General features: G+C 60.7%; 15 protein-coding genes. 2 read left to right on the top strand and 13 right to left on the bottom strand.

Annotation, left to right across the window (positions count from 1 at the left end; translation table 11 throughout):
- Positions 1–72: 72 nt before the first annotated feature.
- The 5 genes from BLW70_RS18085 to pedF form a co-directional block, all read right to left on the bottom strand.
- On the bottom strand, positions 73–1,848 hold the full coding sequence (locus BLW70_RS18085; RefSeq protein ID WP_074876182.1) for a PQQ-dependent methanol/ethanol family dehydrogenase: 1,776 nt from the start codon (positions 1,846–1,848) through the stop codon (positions 73–75).
- Positions 1,849–2,107: 259 nt separating this feature from the next.
- On the bottom strand, positions 2,108–3,049 hold the full coding sequence (locus BLW70_RS18080) for a quinoprotein relay system zinc metallohydrolase 1 (protein WP_074876181.1): 942 nt from the start codon (positions 3,047–3,049) through the stop codon (positions 2,108–2,110).
- Positions 3,050–3,065: 16 nt separating this feature from the next.
- On the bottom strand, positions 3,066–3,827 hold the full coding sequence (locus BLW70_RS18075; protein ID WP_074876180.1) for a quinoprotein dehydrogenase-associated SoxYZ-like carrier: 762 nt from the start codon (positions 3,825–3,827) through the stop codon (positions 3,066–3,068).
- The gene (locus tag BLW70_RS18070) at positions 3,824–4,702 is read right to left on the bottom strand and encodes a substrate-binding periplasmic protein (protein ID WP_074876178.1); all 879 of its coding nucleotides are present in this window, start codon (positions 4,700–4,702) and stop codon (positions 3,824–3,826) included. The genes BLW70_RS18075 and BLW70_RS18070 overlap by 4 nt, the downstream gene beginning before the upstream one ends.
- Before the next feature lie 3 nt (positions 4,703–4,705).
- The gene (gene pedF, locus BLW70_RS18065) at positions 4,706–5,167 is read right to left on the bottom strand and encodes a cytochrome c-550 PedF (RefSeq protein ID WP_074876176.1); all 462 of its coding nucleotides are present in this window, start codon (positions 5,165–5,167) and stop codon (positions 4,706–4,708) included.
- Positions 5,168–5,421: 254 nt separating this feature from the next.
- Here pedF and exaA point away from each other — a divergent pair, with 254 nt between their 5' ends.
- Both exaA and BLW70_RS18055 read left to right on the top strand, forming a co-directional pair.
- Positions 5,422–7,314, top strand: coding sequence for a quinoprotein ethanol dehydrogenase (gene exaA / locus BLW70_RS18060; RefSeq protein WP_074876174.1), 1,893 nt, complete (start codon positions 5,422–5,424; stop codon positions 7,312–7,314).
- Between the two features lie 227 nt (positions 7,315–7,541).
- Positions 7,542–8,192: a pentapeptide repeat-containing protein gene (locus BLW70_RS18055; RefSeq protein WP_074876172.1), complete on the top strand. Its 651-nt coding sequence runs from the start codon at positions 7,542–7,544 to the stop codon at positions 8,190–8,192.
- A gap of 488 nt (positions 8,193–8,680) precedes the next feature.
- Here the strand turns inward: BLW70_RS18055 and BLW70_RS18050 are convergent, their stop codons facing one another.
- The 8 genes from BLW70_RS18050 to hemN form a co-directional block, all read right to left on the bottom strand.
- A complete protein-coding gene (locus tag BLW70_RS18050) occupies positions 8,681–9,424 on the bottom strand; it encodes an SDR family NAD(P)-dependent oxidoreductase (RefSeq protein ID WP_074876170.1) in 744 nt (247 codons plus the stop codon).
- Positions 9,425–9,534: 110 nt separating this feature from the next.
- The gene (locus tag BLW70_RS18045; protein ID WP_074876168.1) at positions 9,535–10,038 is read right to left on the bottom strand and encodes a nitrous oxide reductase accessory protein NosL; all 504 of its coding nucleotides are present in this window, start codon (positions 10,036–10,038) and stop codon (positions 9,535–9,537) included.
- 33 nt (positions 10,039–10,071) lie between these two features.
- On the bottom strand, positions 10,072–10,902 hold the full coding sequence (locus BLW70_RS18040; protein WP_033062172.1) for an ABC transporter permease: 831 nt from the start codon (positions 10,900–10,902) through the stop codon (positions 10,072–10,074).
- On the bottom strand, positions 10,899–11,822 hold the full coding sequence (locus tag BLW70_RS18035; RefSeq protein WP_074876166.1) for an ABC transporter ATP-binding protein: 924 nt from the start codon (positions 11,820–11,822) through the stop codon (positions 10,899–10,901). Before BLW70_RS18035 ends, BLW70_RS18040 begins: the two co-directional genes overlap by 4 nt.
- Positions 11,819–13,108, bottom strand: coding sequence for a nitrous oxide reductase family maturation protein NosD (locus BLW70_RS18030; protein WP_074876163.1), 1,290 nt, complete (start codon positions 13,106–13,108; stop codon positions 11,819–11,821). Before BLW70_RS18030 ends, BLW70_RS18035 begins: the two co-directional genes overlap by 4 nt.
- A 27-nt stretch (positions 13,109–13,135) precedes the next feature.
- Positions 13,136–15,058: a TAT-dependent nitrous-oxide reductase gene (gene nosZ / locus BLW70_RS18025; RefSeq protein ID WP_413037962.1), complete on the bottom strand. Its 1,923-nt coding sequence runs from the start codon at positions 15,056–15,058 to the stop codon at positions 13,136–13,138.
- 53 nt (positions 15,059–15,111) lie between these two features.
- Positions 15,112–17,292, bottom strand: coding sequence for a transcriptional regulator NosR (gene nosR / locus BLW70_RS18020; protein WP_174553767.1), 2,181 nt, complete (start codon positions 17,290–17,292; stop codon positions 15,112–15,114).
- A gap of 299 nt (positions 17,293–17,591) precedes the next feature.
- Positions 17,592–18,980, bottom strand: a complete 1,389-nt coding sequence (gene hemN / locus BLW70_RS18015) for an oxygen-independent coproporphyrinogen III oxidase (protein WP_074876157.1) — start codon at positions 18,978–18,980, stop codon at positions 17,592–17,594.
- Positions 18,981–18,999: the final 19 nt, after the last annotated feature.

Here is an 18,999-nt window from a genome sequence, read left to right as displayed (position 1 = left end):
TTCGGCTCTTGGGACGCAGAGCGTCCCGGGCTGCATTCCCACGCGGAGCGTGGGAACGATCAGTGGCAGGTATCAGTGCTTGGCCACCAGGTCTTTCGGCAGCTTGAACGTCCAGAGCATGCCGCCCTGGTTGAAGTCCTTGATGCGCTTGGCCACTTCGCCGCCCCACAGCGGTACAGCACCGCCCCAGCCGGACAACACCGAGACGTACTGTTCACCGTCCATTTCCCAGGTCACAGGCGAGCCGAGTACGCCGGAACCGGTCTGGAATTCCCAGACTTTCTCGCCGGTCTTGGCATTGAACGCCTGCAGGAAGCCTTCAGGCGTGCCGGTGAACACCAGGTTGCCCTTGGTGGTCAGCACCCCGCCCCACAGCGGCGCGAAGTTCTTGTGGCGCCAGACTTCCTTGCCGGTTTTCGGGTCGATGGCGCGCAACACGCCTATGTAGTCTTCATTCAGCGGTTTGATAGTGAAACCGGCACCGAGGAACGCCGCGCCTTTCTTGTAGGCGATGCCTTCGTTCCAGATGTCCATGCCCCATTCGTTGGACGGCACATAGAACAATCCGGTGTCTTTGTTGTAAGCCATCGGCATCCAGTTTTTCGCGCCGAGGAACGCAGGGGCTACGAACACCGAACTGCCTTTGGCTTCGGTGCCGGGAGCACCTGGGCGGCTGGCTTCGTTGTAGATCGGCCGTCCCTCTTTATCCAGGCCGGTGGCCCAGGTGATCTTGTCCACGAACGGGAAGCCGCGAATGAATTTGCCGTTGGTGCGGTCCAGCACGTAGAAAAAACCGTTGCGGTCAGCGGTGGCGGCGGCTTTGATCTCTTTGCCGCCTTCGGTGTAGTTGAACGAGACCAGCTCGTTCACGCCGTCATAGTCCCAGCCGTCGTGAGGCGTGCTCTGGAAGTGCCACTTGATGGTGCCGTCGTCCGGGTTGAGCGCCAGACGCGACGACGAGTAGAGGTTGTCGCCAGGACGCAGGTGCGAGTTCCACGGCGCCGGGTTGCCGGTGCCGAACAGCAGCAGGTTGGTTTCCGGGTCGTAGTAACCGCCCAGCCAAGGAGCGGCGCCGCCGGTTTTCCAGAGATCGCCGGGCCAGGTCTTGCCTGCTTCACCGCCGGAGATGCCGTTCTCTACCGCTTTGCCGTCCTTGTAGGTGTAGCCCATGTGGCCTTCGACGGTGGGACGGCTCCACAGCAGGCTGCCGTTTTTCGGGTCGTAGGCTTCGATTTTGCCTACCACCCCGAACTCGCCACCGGCGACACCGGTGATCAGTTTGCCGTTGATCACCAACGGCGCGGCACTGATGGAGTAGCCTTCCTTGTGGTCGGCGACTTTCTTGCTCCAGACAACTTTGCCGGTGTCCTTGTTCAAGGCCACAAGCTTGGCGTCGAGGGTGCCGAAGATCACCAGGTCGCCGTACAGCGCGACACCCCGGTTGATCACGTCGCAGCAAGGACGGATGTCATCGGGCAGGCGTGCATCGTATTGCCAGAGCTTCTTGCCGGTGCGCGCATCCACCGCAAACACCCGCGAGTAGGAACCGGTCAAGTACATCACGCCGTCCTTGATCATCGGCTGTGCTTGCTGACCGCGTTGTTTTTCACCGCCGAAGGAGAATGCCCAGACCGGCCGCAAGTCCTTCACGTTGTTGACGTTGAGCGTGTCCAGCGGGCTGTAACGCTGACCCTGGACGCCCAGACCGTTGGTGACGATCTGCCCCGGGTTCTTGGGATCCTGGAGGATGTCTTGATCAGTGACGCCGGCCAATGCCGAGCCAGACAACAGCATGGCACTGAGCAGCACACTCAAGACGAAGGGTTGGCGACGTGCGGGTTGGGTCATGACGGCTACCTCTGCAGTTTTTGTTATACCCGGGAAATTTTCCCGGTCTGGTGCAGATTCTTGGGCGCCGCCGCCCTTGGAACAATTGCCCGCAGTGCTGAGATTGCTAGTTCCTTAGTACCGGGTCGGATGAGATGAGTGCTGACTGATCGTTCCCACGCTCTGCGTGGGAATGCAGCCCGGGACGCTCCGCGTCCCTTTCGAAAGCTGGAACGCGGAGCGTCCCTTGAGGCATTCCCACGCGGGAGCGTGGGAACGATCATTGCCTGTTCGCGGCGGAATCGACACGGGTCATTTGTGCGCGCTCGTAGCGCGGATACAGATGGCTGACGCTGCGGATCAGTTCGTAGCGGCTCAGGCTGATCCCGGCAAACCGTTCGGGAATGGGGCTGCGGATCATCTCGGCCATATCACTGCCATTGGCGGCGCCGTCGCGCATGAGCTGGTCAAGCCAGGTCAGGTAGTCGCGCATCTGCTCGAACGGCTGTTGATCCCTGGCGACCGGTCCATGGCCGGGGACGATCAGCGTCCACGGCAGGCCTTGGAGGGTGGCGATGTCCGCCAGCCATACCGACAGCCCCGGACTGTTGGGCGTGGTCAGTGCCCGCTGGTAAAACACCAGGTCCCCGGCAAACAGCACGCCGGTTTTCTGGTCGAGAATAGCCAGATCCGCGCCTGTGTGCCCACCCAGGTCCAGCAGGCGCAGATCGTGATTCCCAAAACTTTGCACGCCCGGTGTCAGCGTCCGGGTCGGCAACACCACTTCGGTGCCACGCATCCAGTCGCCCACCAGGCGATACATGTTCTCGGCCATGGCATCGCCCTGCTGATGCAACAGTTCGGTGGTGCCGGCCAACGCGCTGATTGGCACATCACTGAAGGCCTGGTTGCCGAGCACATGATCAGGATGATGATGGGTCAGCAGCACCTCGATCACCGGTTTGTCGGTGGTCGCTGCGATTGCCTTGCGCATCGCTTCGCCGTAGCGTTTGGACGGCCCGGTGTCGATCACCACCACCCCCTGCTCGGTGACGATGAACCCGGTATTGACGATGTTGCCGCCATTGGCCTTGGCGAAATTATCGGTGCTGCCCTCCAGCAGCCAGGTGTCTTCGGCGATCTGCCGGGGCTTGAGTGAGTAGTCAAGTTCGGCCAGAACCGGCAGGCTCAAGCTCATGAACAACAGCAGCATCCAGCGCATCACGCGCTCCTTTGGGTCAGGGTATGGCCGCATCGAATTGATTGCCGCTGTTGTCGCGCAGCATCAGGCGCGTCTGCCCTGCCCCTTCGATATCGAAGGCCAGGTTGGGGTTTTCACTGACCGCGGGAAACAGCTCAAGACGGGCCAGCAATTGATCGTTCTGATCCCGCAGTTCGGCATGACTGATGAAGAATTCCGGGATGCCGCTGACCATGCCATTGTCCATCGGGTGCGCCACCTGCATGCGCACTCGGCTGAACTCACCACGGGGATATCGACCGCCGAGCACTTCGCCGATGTGCTCCTCCCAGCCCGGCTGAGTGCGTACCACGCTCGGCGCCGTGCAACCACCGCCCGCCGCATCGATCAGCGTCGAGCCGACGTGCCACACCCCATCACGGGTCAGTACCGCCGCACGCAACGGCGTGGCCTGCTCAATGCGGATACGAATCGACAGCCAGGGCAGCACGCGGTCCAGCGGCTGGAAATCGACGATTTTCGGCAACGGGTTGAGCTCGGCCCAGGCGAGGATTTTCACCACTTCGCCCTTGAACGCCCGCGCGTCAATTTCCAGTGGCACCTGCCGGGAGTCTTCGGCGAACGGCGGCGCCAGCAGCTTGACCCGATCGTCGAACACGAACGGCGCATCCCCGAGCATTTGCTTGTGATAAAAGGCCCACATCACCGACGGCACCGGGTCTTTTCCCGGATCGATGTCCACCGCGTGCGCGGCGATGGGTAACCAACAGGCCAACAGACAAGCCGCTCGCCAGTTCACTGTTGATACATCTCAGGCACGTCATAGCGCAGGCCGTAATGGCCATAAATGGTCTTGACCGAGCCCTCGCGAATCAAGGTTTCCAGCGCCTCTTCCACGGCATAGGCCAGTTGACGGTTGCTTTCATGCACCGCCATGCCGATCTCCCACAGCTGCTTGCCCATGTTCGGGTAGGCGTTTTCCGCCAGCGCCACTTGCGGGTCGTTGGCTTCATGAACCTGCCAGTCGATCTCCCCGCGCATGGCCATGACGGCATCGACTTCACCGGCCTTCATGGCGGCAAAAGCCTGGGGTACGCCGGGATAGTGGTGGGTTTTGCCGGCGAGCATGCCGTTGAACACCGAGGTCAGGTAGAACGACGGCACGCTGTCGACTTCGACGCCGATCGGGTGGTGCTCGAACACCGCGACGCTAGCGACTTTGTCCAGTCGGCGGCGATCATAAGCAACCTGCCATTGTTCGTTCTGGTACGGGCCGAACATCACCACATGGCCGTTTTCCAGCTCGCCCAGTTCATTGCGCTTCTGCGCGTAGGCGCGATCGTATGGCACGCGCATCATCAGGTCGGCCAGTTGCAGATCGTGCAACTGACTGGCACGCCAGATGTAATCGCGCAGGTCGTCATCGAGCTTCTCGCCGGCCGGCGCCCAAATCAACCTCAGGCGCACGCCAAGGGCCTTGGCCAACGCCTCGGCAAGTTCGACATCAACGCCCCGGGCCTGGCCGTCGTGTTCAAAACTGTAAGGGGCGAAGTCCTTGTAGACCGCCACTTTCAGTTCCCCGGCGGCGATCATTTCGTCATAGGTACGGACCTGCGCCTGCACCGACTGGCAGCACAGCAACACAGCGCTGATCAAGACAGCGAACAGGCGCATGGGTTATTCCTCGACGCGAACGGTGTCCAGGTAAGTGCGGACCGCCCACAAAGCTTCCTGACTCAGGTAATCGGCCATCTTCGGCATGTAGACCCGGCCATCACGCACCGCGCCGTGGCGCACGCGTTCGACGAACCATTCATCACCCGCCTCGCCGACATCGAGCAGGCGCAAATCGGGGGCGATGCCGCCGGACTTGGCTTCCAGGCCATGGCAGGCCGCACAGTTCTGGTTGTACGCCGAAGAGCCGATTTCCACGGCCTTATCGTGTTCCGGGGTGGTGCGATAAGGGTTCACCGCAGCCCAACCATCGGCATCAACCGGTACGCCAGCGTCCTTGATCGGGGTCAGGCCCGCGGTGGCGACAGCCTGTGGGACCACGTTGCCATGGGCCCAGACAGAACCTGCACTGATAAAGCCGGCCAGCAAACCGGCAACGAGCAAGGCGTTGCGTCTTGTTGTCATTGTTATGCCCTCTTGATTGCACGCAAAACCTCTTTGAAGAGGCTATGGCACCCATCTTAGGAACGGCTTCGCGCAAGCCCCATGCTGCTTTGGTGGCCGCCGTCTAGTTCCTTGGTAGTAGGGCTTGTGGCGCACACCTAAATCAGGTGCCGTACGGGAAGTATTCCCGGCAACAGCGGGACTTTTTCCGTATCCGCCAACACGTCGGGCACACCACCCTGTGCAGGCCAAAACCTCCACTGGGAACTGCAACCATGACAATAAGATCGCTACCCGCCCTTTCCCCGCTGTCTATCGCCGTGCAGGCTTTTCTGCTGGTGGGCAGCCTGTCCCTGAGTGCTGTCAGCTACGGCGCGACGGCACCGGCCACTCCCACCCGCAATGTGAGTTGGGAAGACATCGCCAACGATCACCTGACCACCAAGGACGTGCTGCAATACGGCATGGGCACCAACGCCCAACGCTGGAGCCCGTTGGCCCAGATCAATGACAAGAACGTGTTCAAGCTGACCCCGGCCTGGTCCTACTCGTTTGGCGATGAGAAGCAGCGCGGCCAGGAATCCCAGGCCATCGTCAGCGACGGCGTGGTGTACGTCACCGGTTCCTATTCGCGGGTATTTGCCCTGGACGCCAAGACCGGCAAGCGCTTGTGGACGTACAACCATCGCCTGCCGGACAACATTCGTCCGTGCTGCGACGTGGTCAATCGCGGCGCGGCGATCTTTGGCGACAAAATCTACTTCGGCACCCTCGACGCGCGGCTGGTCGCCCTGGACAAGAACACCGGCAAAGTGGTGTGGAACAAGAAATTCGGTGATCACGCCGCCGGCTACACCATGACCGGCGCCCCGGTGCTGATCAAAGACAAAACCACCGGCAAAGTGCTGCTGATTCACGGCAGCTCCGGTGATGAGTTCGGCGTGGTCGGGCAACTCTTCGCCCGCGATCCCGACACGGGTGAAGAGGTCTGGATGCGGCCCTTCGTCGAGGGTCATATGGGCCGGTTGAACGGCAAGGACAGCACCACGACCGGCGACGTCAAGGCTCCATCCTGGCCTGATGACCCGACCACCGAAACCGGCAAGGTCGAAGCCTGGAGCCACGGCGGCGGTGCCCCTTGGCAAAGCGCCAGTTTCGATCCGGAAACCAACACCATCATCGTCGGCGCCGGCAATCCTGGCCCTTGGAATACTTGGGCTCGGACCTCCAAGGACGGCAATCCTCACGATTACGACAGCCTCTACACCTCGGGCCAGGTCGGCGTCGATCCGAGCACCGGCGAGGTGAAATGGTTCTACCAGCACACCCCGAACGATGCCTGGGATTTCTCCGGCAACAACGAGCTGGTGCTGTTCGACTACAAGGACAAGGACGGCAAAACGGTCAAGGCCACCGGCCATGCGGACCGCAACGGTTTCTTCTACGTGGTCGATCGCAACAACGGCAAATTGCAGAACGCATTTCCCTTCGTCGACAACATCACTTGGGCCAGCCACATCGATCTCAAGACCGGCAAGCCGGTGGAGAATCCGGGCCAGCGTCCGGCCAAACCGTTGCCCGGTGAGACCAAGGGCAAGCCAGTGGAGGTTTCGCCGCCGTTCCTCGGTGGCAAGAACTGGAACCCGATGGCCTACAGCCAGGACACCGGGCTGTTCTACATTCCGGGCAACCACTGGAAGGAGGAATACTGGACCGAAGAGGTCAACTACAAAAAAGGCTCGGCTTACCTGGGCATGGGTTTCCGCATCAAGCGCATGTACGACGATCACGTCGGCAGCCTGCGCGCGATGAACCCCACCACCGGCAAAGTGGTCTGGGAGCACAAAGAAGCACTGCCACTGTGGGCCGGCGTGCTGGCAACCAAGGGCAACCTGGTATTCACCGGTACCGGCGACGGTTTCCTCAAGGCCTTCGATGCGAAAACCGGCGCGCAGCTGTGGAAGTTCCAGACCGGCAGCGGCATCGTCTCGCCACCGATCACTTGGGAACAGGACGGCGAGCAGTACGTCGGTGTGACCGTCGGTTACGGCGGCGCGGTGCCGTTGTGGGGCGGTGACATGGCCGAGCTGACCAAACCGGTGGCTCAGGGCGGATCGTTCTGGGTGTTCAAGATCCCGAGCTGGGATAACAAGACGGCGCAGAAGTAATCCGCCACCTCCTGTGGTGAGGGGGCTTTTGTGGCGAGGGGGTTTACCCCCGTTGGGTCGCGAAGCGGCCCCCTACATTTTCCAGGAACACCGAGTTGCCTGGATTAACGACTGCTTCGCAGCCGAACGGGGTGGTGCGGCATTCCGATAAACCCCCTCGCCACAAAAGCTCCCTAGCCACAGGTTTTGTGTGTATCCAGCTGCCCTCCATATTTCGAGGACCTGCAATGAAATACCTTCCCTTATTCCTTATGTTGACACTGCCTTTGGCTCACGCCACCGACGACGGCGAAGACACCCCGCTCATCATCAACGGCTGCACCGTCGCCCAACACAGCCAATGCCCCGGCGCCGATCTCAAAGGCGCGAACCTGAGCAATCAGGACCTGCGCAGCATGAACCTCAGCGGTGCCGACCTGCGCAATGCCGACCTGCGCCACGCCCGACTCGATCTCGCCAACCTGGAAAAAGCCCGATTACAGGGCGCCAACCTGACCCGCGCCAGCCTGCAACAAAGCAACCTGCGCCTGGCCGACTTCACCGGGGCAACCCTGATGGCGATTCAGGGCTGGGGGATGTTCGCCCAGGGTGCACAATTTCAGGATGCCAACCTTGGTGGCGCTTACCTGCAATTTGCCCGCCTGTCCGGGGCCAAAATGCACAACGCCAATCTGCGGGCTGCGGATCTGGAGATGACCTGGTTGAGCAAGGCCGACCTCAAGGGGGCCAATCTTAGTGATGCCAATCTGCAAGAGGCCAAGTTGGGGGAAAGCAATTTGGAACAGGCGAATCTGAGCGGCGCACGGCAGCACTATGCGAATTTTCAGGACGCGAATATGGAGGGGTGCACCGGTTGCCCGACGACGTGGGGCAAATGAGGCGATATACCGGATGATTGTTCCCAGTCTGCCTAATGGTTGGACACAACTGATGGGGTGTTTCACGCACTCCCCTGTGGGAGCGAGCCTGCTCGCGAAAGACGTGAACGATAACGCGTGCTGTCTGAATGAACGCGGTGTCCAGACATCTTTCGCGAGCAGGCTCGCTCCTACAGGTACAACGCCAGGCTGTTGATCTTGCTGTTGATCTTGATCTGCCCCGTCGGAAGGCCGAGCGCAGGTTCTGCGCAGTGGGCACCGCGGCAAGGATGCCGCGGTAGCCGCCCCCGGCCATGGATGGCCGATGGCGGCGGGCCCACGGAGCAGGACCGGAGCGAGGGTATGGCGAGCCTAGGCGAGCCACCGTACGTCAGGGGCAAGAGCGCTTGGTTACTTGGCGCTTCTCCAAGTGACCCGCCGTAAGGGCGGAACCGCAAGCAGCCGTTACCGCAGCAACGGATATGCACCCCGAAGTAAATATTTACCCTTCAGCCCAACGTGTACCCGTTATCAACCTTCCAATCCTGCCCATAAACACCCCGAGCCCCCTGCGACAGCTGAAAAACAATCACATTAGCCACCGCCGCCGCATCAAGAAAATGCCCCGGCAACAGACGTTTACCCAGCGTGTCGGCAACATCGCCAAGCTCCCCATCGCTCAACCCCAGGTTGTCCCACATCGAGGTCGCCGTCGGCCCCGGCGAAACCAGATTAATCCGCACATCAAAACGCGCAAACTCCACCGCCAACGTCCGCGCCTGAGCCGCCAAGGCAGCCTTGCTGGCAATGCACGCAGCCAACCCCGGAAAACTCGAACCGGTCAGAAAACTCCCGACAAACACCACCGACGCCGGGTTCGCCAATTCACCGCGCAACGCCGCCAGCGTATTCAACGCCCCGGCACCGTTAACCGCCCACTGACGCTGAAAGGCCTGCATATCCAGGCTGTCAGCCATTTCGGCGATGCCCGCGTTGGGCACCAGATAATCCACCGGGCCAATCGCCGCCGCGCACTCGGCCAGCTCGCGCAGGTCCTGCTGACTCGTGACATCCCCGGCAAACCACTGCAACCGCTCGCCGTAGATATGCTGCAACGCCGGCAATTCACCGAGGGTCCGAGACATCGCCAACACCTTGACCCCGCGCGGCAACAGCGCGGCGCACAGTGCCAGGCCAATCCCGGAGCTGGCACCCGTGACCACCGCCAAACGATCCTGAAACTCGGTTTTCATCATTTACTCCTGGGCATCACGGATGCCAGCACTGGGGGACATTGCCAGCCCCTATCTTTGAGCAGGAGGAAAAAAAACGACTTGACGGCGATCAGGATTTTTCGACGGCGTTAGTGCTGCTGCAACAGCGCCGGAGTGATCTCGCTGAATCGCAGCAAGCGACCGCCCTGTTCAGCGGCAAGTTTCTCAGCGGCCTCGCGATTGGAGAACGACGCCAGCACTACGCCCATGGCGCCCTTGAGTTGGGTGCCGACCACGTAGAACGCATCCTTGGCATCGATCAGCTGAGCGTCATCCGGCGCGTTCCATGGACTGCGGCCCATGTCGTGGACATACAGTCTTGCATCGCCATGATGATTTTCCGGCTGCAACCACCAACCGATCATTTCCGCCGTGGAGCAGAACTTCTTGACCCCGGACCGCTCGACCACTTCGCCCTTGGGCCCGGGGAATCCGTCGATGATCATCCCGCAGACATGGCATTCATCACTGGGATGAAAGGCCGTGGCCGCGTCGCTGTAAGTGGCTTGCGCCGGGTTGTCGCAAGCCGTCAGAAACAGGCACATCATCAGGCCCGCCACCGCGCGCATCGTCGTCAGATAAAACCCATTCATCGTCAACTACTCCCAAAATACCAAAGTAAAAATTCATGTCGCCCGGCGACGAAACAACAGCCAAGCCGAGCCCAATGGCACCGCCACCCACAGCGACAGGCACAGCCAGAGCATCGAGCCCGGCATCGGCAAATCGCTGCCCAGCGTCAGCACACCCGCGGTACTGGCGCCGGGCTCGAAACCGGAGAGGTTGATCAGGCGATAGATGTCGGCGGGGTTGAGCAGCAGTAACCAGGGCAGCACTTTGGGGTTGAACTGCCCTTCGCTGAGCACCAACAGCGCCAGCAGTGCGAGGTCGAACACCAGCACGAAGAAGAACCACACGCCCAGCGCCAGACCGGCTGCGGTGGACTTCTCGGCCGACACACTGCTCAACACATAGGCCAATCCCAGAAACCCCCAGCCCAGCAACGTCGACGACGCCATGAACCGGCCAAAGGCCCAAAGCAACAGGCTCAGTTCGACATCGTCCACCAGCACCGCGATGGCCAGCATGGCGCAGCCGAAACCGATCAATGTCGCCAGCGCCAGGATCAATCCGTGGCCGACAAACTTGCCGAGCAAAATCTGCCCGCGACCCAACGGGTAGGTCAGCAACAGCAGCAACGTGCCGCTCTCGTCCTCGCCGACGATGGCGTCATACGCCAGCAGCAACGCAATCAACGGCATCAAAAACGTCGCCAGACTGGCGAGGCTGGCGATGGTGGCCGGCACCGAGGTGAACCCCAATTGCCCGGAGGCTGCCGCGCCCAGCCAGGCGATGCCGATGGCCAGCACGGCGAACAACACACTGATCGCCAGCAACCAGCGATTGCGCAAGCCATCGCTGAATTCCTTGCGGGCCATGTTCCAGACAGCGTTCATACGGCCTCCCCAACGGGCGCCGCACCGGCCCGGCTCATGTAGTAGCGGTAAATATCTTCCAGAGACGGCTGATGGATTTCCACGTCGGCCGGTTCGTCGTCATTGAGCAGTTGGCGCAACAGCCCGAGCTTGCTGCCATTGAGCGCGGCCACTTCAAGCCCTTCGACGCCCCAGCGTTCGGTGACGTGCCCGGCGTTGTTCCAGCGTTGCTGCAACGGCCCGGCGTGCTTCAGGCCGTTGGCGCGAATCAGCGTCGGTAACCCGGCTTCCTCGCGCAAACTGTGGAGACTGCCGAGGGCCAGCAGGCGGCCCTGGGTCAGAATCGCGGCGCGGTTGATATGCGCCTCGACACCCGGCAAGACGTGGGAGCAGAGAATGATGCTGGTGCCCTGGCTGCGCAGGCGATCGAGCAAGCGATAAAGATCCTGGGTCGCAATGGGATCGAGGCCGACCGTCGGCTCGTCGAGCAGCAACAAACGCGGTTCGCCAAGCAGCGCCTGCGCCAGCCCCAGGCGTTGGCGCATGCCTTTCGAGTAAGTCTTGACCCGTCGATGCGCCGCACCGGCCAGGCCGACTTCCTCCAGCAGCACGTCCACCTGAGCGGGTGCGGCGCCTTTGAGTCGCGCGAAATGGCGCAAGGTCTCAACACCGCTCAGCTGCGGGTAAAACGTCACGTTTTCCGGCAGATAACCGAGCAGGCGCCGCACGTGGGGATCGCTGGGCAAACGGCCGAACACCCTGACCTGCCCTTCGCTGGGCTGGAGCAGGCCAAGCACCAGTTTCATGCTGGTGGTCTTGCCCGCGCCGTTATGCCCGAACAAGCCCAGCACTTCGCCTTCAGCGAGGCTTAGGTTGAGCTGATGCAACACGGTGGCATGCCCATAGCGCTGGCTGACGCCTTCGATGTCGATGACGTTCATGAGGTGGGCTCCTGGGTCAGGGTTTGAGTGGATGACTTCATCAGCGGATGACTGTCGAGCACCCCAGGCGATTTCATCACCGGAAACGCTCGTTGCACCCAGCGCAGCAACTCGATACCGGGGCTGTTCATCAACAGCCGTACCTGCGGGTACAGCCACAACAAACGGTCGACGTTGTCATTGGGTTCATAGGCGATATCGCCGAGGCCATCGTTGTTGCGGTCCCAGCCCAGGTAATCGCTCCAGTAATTGCCCCGGCCATCCGCCGACCATTCCTGCAAGCGGGTAGCGACGTACTTGACCTGTCGCTGGTTGCCGACAAAAGCGTTGTCGGCGATGCGGTTGTCCTCCGAGCCGGCGGTGAGATGAATACCCACGGCGCTGTGCTCGAAGTGGTTGTGTTCGATGCTGTTGAACAGCGAGTTGTAGATGAACAGCGCCTTGCCCTCGGCACCGCTGATCATGCTGTCGCCGGTCGAGCCGTCGCGCACGTCAGTGACGAAGTTGTCACGCAAGGTTGAATAGGTGATGTAGTTCATCAGGATCCCGTAGTTCTGATCCTGTTCGGAGCGATTGCCGATCACCGTGAGCTTGCGGCTTTGCATCAAGGCATAGCCGGTGCGGGTGCGGCGGGTGGTGTTGCCGATCAACCGGTTATCGTTGGCGAACATGTAATGCACGCCGTAGCGCAGGTCTTCCAGGGTATTGCCCTGCAGCAGGTTGCCGTTGGAGGTGTCGATGTAGATGCCATCGCGAGTGTCGCGCACCTGGTTGCCAATGACCTTGGCGCCATGCACGGCATACAAGTGAATGCCATTGCCGCGGTCCTGGGAGCGCATCGTCGGATCACCCTGAATGCGGTTGTCGATCAGGCTCACATCCTGAGTGCCATCGACCCAGATACCGAAGCCCTTACCCTGCAGGCGATTGCCTTTAATCACCGCGCCATGGGCCTTGGGCTGGATGAACACCGCCGCATTCATGGCGGTGAGATCGTGCCCCCAGTCGAGAAAGGTGCAGCCTTCGATGCCGACATCCGGCGCACTGATGATCAAGCCGTTGCCCTGCCCCTCGCCCTGAAATACCGCGCCCGGCTCGCAGACAATCTGCATCGGCTGATCGACGCTGAACGAGCCACGGTATTCCCCGGCCGGCAGGTGCCAGCGTTGATCGGCGCCCACCGTCAACGGCAGCGTGGTGACGGGTTGCACCGCCAGCGCGCCGCCGGACATCAGCAGGAGCGCAAGCGCAATGACCTTCACCGGGTTTCCCTTGCTGTCAGTCATTGCCTCGCTCCTGTCGATGGTCAACGGTCAGGCCTTCTCGACCTTCATGCGGCCGACCATTTCCATGTGCAGCGCATGGCAGAACCAGCTGCAGTAGTACCAATGCAGGCCAGCCTTGTCGGCAATGAAGGTGATCGATGAAGTCTGCTGCGGGCTGATCTCCATGCTCACGCCATGGTTGGTCATCACGAAGCCGTGGGTCACGTCTTCAATCTGGTCGATGTTGGTGATGGTCACTGTGACCTCGTTGCCCTGCTTGACGGTGAACTCCGGCAAGCCGTAGGCCGGGGCCATCGAGGTCATGTAGACGCGGACTTTGTTACCGTCGCGGATGACCTTGTTGTCGGTCTCCAGCTTGATCCCGTCCTTCGCGGCGATGACCACGGTTTCGGCAAAGAACGGGTCATTGCGGTCCCAGATTTTCTTGGTCTTGATCTGGTCGCGGCGGGCCATGACGCAGTCGTGGGGTTCGGCAAAGGCCGGGCCGTCGTGCACCAGTTTCATTTCCTCGCCGGAGATATCGATCAGTTGATCGTTTTCCGGGTGCAGCGGGCCGGTCGGCAGGAAGCGGTCCTTGGAAAACTTGCTGAGCACCATCAGCCACTGGCCGTCGGCCTCACTGGTTTCGGTCAGCGAGGCATGGTTGTGCCCCGGCTGATACTGCACATCGAGTTTCTGCTTGATGTAGTTGACCTTCTCCCCGGTGTAGGCGCGAATCGCCTCCTCGACGTTCCACTTCACCACCTGGCTGTCGATAAACAGCGTGGTGTAGGCATTGCCGCGGCCGTCGAAAGTGGTGTGCAGCGGGCCCAGACCGAGCTCGGGCTCACCGACCACCACGTCACGCGGGTCCTTGAACTTGTCGTCGAACAGATCGTCGAGCTTGGCGATGGCGATGATGGTGCAGGTCGGCGAAAGCTTGCCGTTGGCAATGAAGTACTTGCCATCGGGCGAGGTATTGAGGCCGTGGGGATTCTTCGGCGTCGGGATGTAACGGGTGAACGCGCTGTCCTTGCCGTCGGTTTTACGACCGTCGACCACCGGCACTTTCGAGCCGTCGAGGGTGATGAACTTGCCGGCCTTGATCGCCGCTTCGATGCGCGGGATGTTGAACACCACCACCCAGTCGCGCTCGTTGCGCATCATGCCGCCCAGGTCGTAGGCCTTCTCCGAGTTGTAGCAGGTCGACGCCGCGTATTTGCCGGTGTAGTCGGCATCAGTGTTGTCCAGGTTACCGTCGACGATGACCTGGAACGCCATCTCCATTTTCTCGGCATCGATGGCGTTGAACAGGGTGTAGCTGTTCTTGTCCTGCAGGTCGAAGGTGCTGCCGTCATTGGGGTGCGGAATCACGAATTCGGCATTGGCGAACACGTACTTGGTGTGCGGCACTTTTTGCAGGCGCAGCCCGTGAACCGCCTGCACATTGGGCACGGTGAGCATCTTGTCGCACTTCATGATGTCCAGGCGGATACGCGCAACGCGGCTGTTGGCCTTGTCGTTGATGAACAGGTATTTGCCGTCGTACTTGCCGTCGGTCATCGACAAATGCGGGTGGTGGCAGTCGCCATTCTGGAAATGCGCGCTGTCGCCCATGATCCGTTTGCTTTCATTGGTCAGGCCCCAACCGGTGGCGGAATCGACGTTGAACACCGGAACACGCAGCAACTCGCGCATTGACGGAATGCCCATGATCCGCACTTCACCCTGATGGCCGCCGCTCCAGAAACCGTAGTACTGATCCAGTTCACCCGGCCCGACGTGGGTTTTCAGTTGTGCGTCCTTGGCCGCTGCCGCCCAGGTCTCACGGGTGAACACTGCGCCACCAATGGCCGTGGCGCCGGCCAGTACCGCACCGGTCACCGCACTGGTGCCCAGGAAGCCGCGACGACTGAGGCCGGTCGGTTCCGACGCTTCAGTGGTTTTTTTGGATTCTGTGTCGTTCATCAGGTGTTTTCCTTGAAGGGATAAAAACGGTCACTGCGGACAGGCGCTCGCGGGGTTCATTCCAGAGCGGTCACTTCCACGACAGGTATCAGTTGCACAGGAGCGGGCGTCGCTTTGTCGCGCTTCTTGCGCTTGTTGATCAGCGGCGGGCATTTGTTGTCGTTCTGGTACGTCATCTGGCAATCGAGGCAGTAGTGGCACTCGTTGGCGTTGATCCGGCCATCAGGATGAATCGCCTGGATCTCGCATTCCTTGGCGCACAGTTGGCAAGGTGTGCCGCACTCTTTGCGGCGTTTGAGCCAGTCGAACAGGCGAAATTTGCTCGGAATCGCCAGCGCCGCACCCAACGGGCAGATGTAGCGGCAATAGACTTTGCGCGTGAAGAGGTTGATGACCAGCAGCGCCACCGCGTAGAGCACGAACCACCACTGGCGGTCGAACCTGAGGGTGATGGCGGTCTTGAAGGGTTCCACCTCGGCGAACAGTTCGGCGGTGGACATCGACTCCAGGGAGATACCGAACAGCAGCAGCAAAATGATGTATTTGATCGCCCATAAGCGTTCATGCACGGCGAACGGCAATTCGTACTGGGGGATTTTCAGCTTGCGCGCAGCCTCGTTGATCAACTCTTGCAAGGCGCCAAACGGACACAGCCAGCCGCAGAACACGCCACGGCCCCACAGCAGAATACTGGCGGCGGCGAAGACCCAGAGCATGAAGATCAGCGGATCGGTGAGAAACAGCTCCCAGCGAAAGTGATCGAACAGCGCATGGGCGAAGGTCAGGACATTGACCACGGACAACTGCCCCAGCGCGTACCAGCCGATAAACACCACGGTAAAGACCAGATACCCGCGACGCAGCCAGTGCAGAAAATGCGGGCGACGGGTGAAGGTGTCCTGCAAAAACAGGATCGCTGTCAGCAGCAGCAACGCAGTACCGAGCACGGCAATCTGAAAGGATTTCTGGTACCAGATGTTCAACCACATTGGCCGACTGGCTTCCTCGAGGGCCGCCAGTTCTTCGGCGCTGGGCAGTGGACGTTCAAGGTAAGGCTCGGGCAATTGATAGGCCAGCTCGAAGCTGCTGAACATGCCACTGACCGGGCCGGTCTGGCGACGTACCAATAGCTCCAGGGACCAGGGCGATCCCGGATCGAACTTCGCCGGTTCGCGCACAATGAAAATCGACATCTCGGTGAACTCGGGCATGCCTTTGGCAAACACATCCGAGAGCCGCTGATGGTCCATGTCGCGAAAGCTGATGACGTTGCCGAACTGGCGCAGTTGCACCCGATCGAAAATCCCGCCGCGCACGTATCCCGAGCCTTTATAGGAAAACAGCCCACGACCCAGCACCGCGATGGCTTGTTCGCCAGGCTTGAGGTCTTGCATGAGGAAGCGATATTGGTTGTCGCCCAGCAGCGCACGGCCGATGGTTGGCGGATTCAGGTCGGCGGTATAGAGCTCGATGAAGGTCTCATCAACCTGATCGGCACTGGCGTTGTCGATGCCTTCGGCTTCAGTGCCCTTGAAGGCAGCGTCGACCTGGCCACGGGTCAGGTTCAAACGGCGGATGGCGCCGTTACCGGTCAGTTGTTCCCAGGTGGCAGGTTCGAAAAAGTCCCGGCGTACGGTGGCGGCTTTGCGTGCCACACCGCCCGTGTCTTCGATCAGCTTGAGTGAGACCGCCACTTCATGGGCGGCGCGCATGATGACCTCGTTGACCACCATGGCGGTGACGGTTGCGCCGGCGATGGCATCGACGGTCACCGCATTCGGGTCGCTGGAATGGCCGACGACGACTCGCTGGCTGACCTTGACGCCTTTGTACTTGGCGCTGAAGCCGTGAAGTTTTGCCTCAGGAATGCCAATCAGCAGAATCGGCTCGTGATGCTCCAGCACATAGGCGTCCTGAATCATGCCGGTCGTGTCGAGAATCACCTGGGTGTTGATCGGTTTGCCTGAGTAGGCCGGAATATCCACCACGTCCAGGCTCTGGAACACATAACCGATGACCTTGCCGGCAGCGGACAGCGTGCGCACCTTGAACCGGCCTTCGGGGGCGGAAACGGAATCGGTCTGAGGGAAGGTTTTTTCGATGCGCTGCTGCTCGATGTCGCCGTATTGCTTGGCCTGTACCGTCTCGAAGGTGGCGAACATCAGCATCAGCAGGACCACCAGACCGACACCCCAGGCGCGCAGGTTGCCGAGTATCGAAGGCTGATGGATTGTCATGGGCTCGCTGATTTTGAAAGGGCTTGCGGTCATGTTAGGGAGAGTTGCGCCCCCTGCCCTTGATTGAAATCAACTTAAGAAGTCAGCCCCGGGAGCCAAGCTCCAAAGTAATGCCGAGCAGCCAAGCCTTTTCACCCGCAACGCAAACCTTTGTAGCAGCTGGCGCAGCCTGCGTTCGGCTGCGCAGCAGTCGTAAAATCAGCCAACGCGGAGTGTCAGTCTCACCGTGCATTCCGGTTTTACGACTGCTGCGCAGCCGAACGCAGGCTGCGCCAGCTGCTACAGGGTTTGCGTGTGGCTTAGACCGTGCGTGAAAACTGGCCTTTTTGCTCACCACCGAGATAGGCATCGAACGCCATCGCGGCACTGCGCATCATCAAATGCCCTTGTGGCAGCAGCACCAGTTGGTCGAGGTGAATCTGCAGCAATCCATCGCGCACATGCTCGCCCAGCTGCGTCAGCGCCTCGGCAAAATACTCGGTGAAGCGAATGCCATGCCGCGCCTCGTACTTGTCGAACGCGATACGGCCATGGCACATCAGGTCGCTGATCACCTCGCGGCGCAGCAGGTCGTCGGCGCTCAGGCGGTAACCGCGATGCACCGGCAACAGCCCTTGATCGATACGCGCGTAGTACTGCGAAAGCTCCTTGACGCTTTGGCTGTAGCTGTCGCCGACCTTGCCGATCGACGACACCCCAAGGCCGATCAAATCGCAGTCGGCATGGGTGGAATAGCCCTGGAAATTACGCTGCAGGGTGCCATTGGCCCGGGCCAGCGCCAGCTCGTCATCCGGCAAGGCGAAATGATCCATGCCGATATAGACGTAACCGGCCTCGGTCAGACGGCGGATGGTCAGCTCCAGCAGTTCCAGCTTGCGCTCCGGTGGCGGCATGTCGGCGGGGCGAATCAGCCGTTGCGCGCGGACCATTTCCGGCAGATGCGCGTAGCTGTAGGCGGCAATCCGGTCTGGGCGCAGCGCGATGATCTTGCTGAGGGTGATGTCGAAACTCTGCACGGTTTGCAGGGGAAGACCGTAGATAAGGTCGACGCTGATCGACTTGAAGCGCGCCTCGCGCGCCGCCGCCACCAGCGCATAAATCTGCTCTTCACTTTGCTGGCGATTGACCGCTGCCTGCACGTCGGGGTCGAAATCCTGCACACCGAAGCTCAGGCGATTGAAGCCCAACTGGCGCAGTGACTGAATCTGCTCGGTGCTGATGGTGCGTGGGTCGACCTCGATGGAGAACTCATGGTTATCGCTATCATCCATGTTGAACGCCTGGTGCAGGCAGTCCATCAGGTCGGCCAGCTGCTCGCTGGTCAAATAGGTCGGCGTGCCGCCCCCCAAGTGCAACTGGGTGAGTTTGCGGGTGCCGTCGAACAAGGCCGCCTGCATCGCGATTTCACGCTTGAGGTACGTCAGGTACTCGACGGCGCGATGGGTTTTCTGGGTAATAATTTTGTTGCAGGCGCAGTAGTAACAAAGGCTTTTGCAGAACGGGATATGGATGTACACCGACAACGGCTTCGGCGCGGCCACCTGATTGCTGTCGCGGGCGGCATGCTGATAGTCATCAACCGCAAACGCCTGATGAAACTGCGGCGCCGTGGGGTAAGAGGTGTAACGCGGCCCCGGGCGGTCGTACTTTTCGACCAGGGCGCGATTGAAATCAAAAGTCGTGTTCATGATCGATCAACTCGCAGGA

It is taken from the genome of Pseudomonas frederiksbergensis (genome assembly GCF_900105495.1).
Taxonomy (GTDB): domain Bacteria; phylum Pseudomonadota; class Gammaproteobacteria; order Pseudomonadales; family Pseudomonadaceae; genus Aquipseudomonas; species Aquipseudomonas frederiksbergensis.
The sequence above is the reverse complement of the archived record's forward strand: the minus strand, read 5'-3'. Positions and strand labels throughout refer to the sequence as shown.